This is a genomic window from Candidatus Cloacimonadota bacterium, from assembly GCA_020532355.1.
GTDB lineage: Bacteria > Cloacimonadota > Cloacimonadia > Cloacimonadales > Cloacimonadaceae > UBA5456.
This window is the reverse complement of record JAJBBD010000197.1, coordinates 1-2,537: the sequence shown is the minus strand read 5'-3', so window position 1 is coordinate 2,537 and position 2,537 is coordinate 1. Positions and strand designations below refer to the sequence as shown.

Sequence of the window (2,537 nt, the reverse complement as noted above, 5' to 3'; positions counted from 1 at the left end):
TCCTCTTAGTTTTAGTAGCTCTATATCTGGTACTTAGATCCAGAGATTCAGGCCGTAACCGGGTGCCATTGATGAATATACAAGCCGATTTGGTCGACCATATAGAAATTTGGGATAGCGTTAACAAAGTAGAACTGATTTTGGAAAATGGCATCTGGAAAGTTACCGATCCTGTTATTTGGCCTGCCGACACTCTGATGGTAAAAGAATTCTTCCGAGATGTAGTAAACGGAATATATAATAATACAGCGGTTAGTATGGACCTAAGCGCCGCTAATATCTACAATCTTGATGATTCTCAAGCACTTCATATCCGCTTGAAGGCTGCCGGAAAAGAGGAGCACTTAATGCTTGGGAATATCGGAAATGCGTGGGATTATTTCCGCCGTGAGAACGACAATCAGATTTTCCAAACCCAAAGCGGTATTGTTCAGCGTTTTGCCCCTCAAATCGTAAATTGGCGCAGTCCCCTTATTCTCCAATACTGGGAAGATGAACTGGCGCAGATAAAAGTTTCTCACACCAAGAATACCTACACTCTTAGGCGAGATAATGGTCGATGGTACTATAAAGACGCCAAACACGATTTTGAAGTGTACTTTCAGAACTTTGCTCTAACAAAGATCGTAAGCATATTGCAGAACTTTATCAGCCATTCCTTCCTTAGCGGTGACGATCCAGAATTCAGAAATTTCTTTAAAGATCCCTATTGCACCGTTTGGATAACCGATATTGAGAACAAAACCCGGAAGCTTACTTTTGCAAAGTTTCTTGATGAGCGCTATATACTACTGGTCGATGATGATTATTCCGTTTTATACCAGGTTGAATTCGATACCGTATTCCGCTTTACACGCAATCCAGAAATATTTATGAGGCAATCTATTATATGATTATTACCCAACATCACAAGCTTAGTAAACAGCTCTACGAAAACATAATCCATATTTGGCAGGAAACTGGAGTTACCAACCCCGCCCGTGCCGATAGCTTCGATACTATCCAATTTTCTTTGGCCAATACCGGGACACTTATTACTGCCGAAATTGACACAGAGGTTTGTGGTGTTGTCTGGACAAACCACGATTACCGCAGGTTATACATACATCACATGGCAGTTGCCATAGATCGACAAAATCAGGGCATTGGGCGCAGACTTTTGGCAGAAGCTCTTAAAATTGCCAAAGCTACTGGTTATCAGGCGAAGTTGGAAGTCCACCAAAATAACCCTGCGGCAAGGCATCTCTATGCCAGTATGGGATTTAAGGATTTGGATGGTTACATTACGATGATCAAGCGTGAATTGTGAGTGAATTGATAAGCGTTATCGGGGGCGGGCTCGCTGGCTCGGAAGCGGCATTACAGCTTGCAAGACGTGGGTTTAAGATACAACTTTTGGAAATGCGCCCTAATACCAACACTGAAGCGCATCAGACCGATTATTTTGCCGAATTGGTGTGTAGTAATAGCCTAAAATCTATTCGCTTAGACACGGGAGCAGGCTTACTAAAAGCCGAAATGCAATTGTTTGATTCCATCCTCCTGAATATTGCCGAAGCATGCAGAGTTCCCGCTGGACATGCTCTGGCAGTTGACCGCAGCTTGTTTGCCCAAAAAGTAAGTGAGCACATCTATCAACATCCTAATATTCAAATTGTCCGTAAAGAAGCTCAATCCTTTCCTGCGGGCAAAGTAGTACTTGCTACCGGACCGCTAACATCCAAATCTATGATGCACTATTTGCAGAATACTCTAGGCGAAAAACAGCTCTTTTTCTTTGATGCCATCGCTCCCATCATAGATGCCGATACCATAGATCGAAATCTTGTTTATGCCAAAGCTCGCTACGATAAAGGAGATGCAGATTATCTGAATTGCGCTTTTACTAAAGAAGAATACTACGCTTTTGTAGAAGCCTTGTTGCTTGCCGAAAAGCATGAGGCTCATGAATTTGAAAATGAATTCTTTGCCGGTGACAAATTTAGCTTCTATGAAAACTGTATGCCCATCGAAGAACTTGCCCAAAGAGGAAAAGATACCTTGCGTCATGGAGTAATGAGACCTATGGGATTGGAAATACCTGCAACCGGAAAAAAGGCTTTTGCTGTATTGCAACTTAGGGCTGAGAATAAAGATCTTACCGCTTACAATCTTGTTGGCTGTCAAACTATGTTGCGTTACTCGGAACAAAAGAAAGTTTTTAGGATGATTCCGGGTCTTGCCGACGCTACTTTTCTTCGTTTTGGCTCCATTCATCAAAACACATATCTCAATTCTCCGGCAATCTTAAACCAAAATCTCAGTCTGCAAGCTAACCCAGATGTTTGGATTGCTGGGCAACTCAGTGGAGTGGAAGGTTATGTGGAATGCATCGCCAGCGGATTGCTAATCGCCAAAATTATTAGTCTTGAACTGCACGAGCTTCCGGAAGAAACGATGTTGGGTCAACTCTGGAGAAGATTGCTTCAAGCTCCATTAAAAGGTGCTTTCTCACCAGTAAACGCAAACTTTGGCATCTTGCCAGGGCTTTCAAGTGA

The 2,537-nt window shown here is 42.7% G+C and carries 3 protein-coding genes; all 3 read left to right on the top strand.

Annotation, left to right across the window (positions count from 1 at the left end; translation table 11 throughout):
- Nucleotides 1-893: DUF4340 domain-containing protein (locus tag LHW48_06975; GenBank protein ID MCB5260199.1), on the top strand; the 893-nt coding region annotated here is incomplete at its 5' end.
- Nucleotides 890-1,309: a GNAT family N-acetyltransferase gene (locus tag LHW48_06970; GenBank protein ID MCB5260198.1), complete on the top strand. Its 420-nt coding sequence runs from the start codon at nt 890-892 to the stop codon at nt 1,307-1,309. The genes LHW48_06975 and LHW48_06970, both read left to right, overlap by 4 nt.
- On the top strand, nt 1,306-2,537 hold a 1,232-nt coding region (gene trmFO / locus LHW48_06965), incomplete at its 3' end, for a methylenetetrahydrofolate--tRNA-(uracil(54)-C(5))-methyltransferase (FADH(2)-oxidizing) TrmFO (GenBank protein ID MCB5260197.1). The genes LHW48_06970 and trmFO, both read left to right, overlap by 4 nt.

Coding starts and splice junctions, on each gene's coding strand:
- LHW48_06970 (MCB5260198.1), top strand. CDS start 890: ATGATTATTACCCAACATCACAAGCTTAGTAAACAGCTCTACGAAAAC.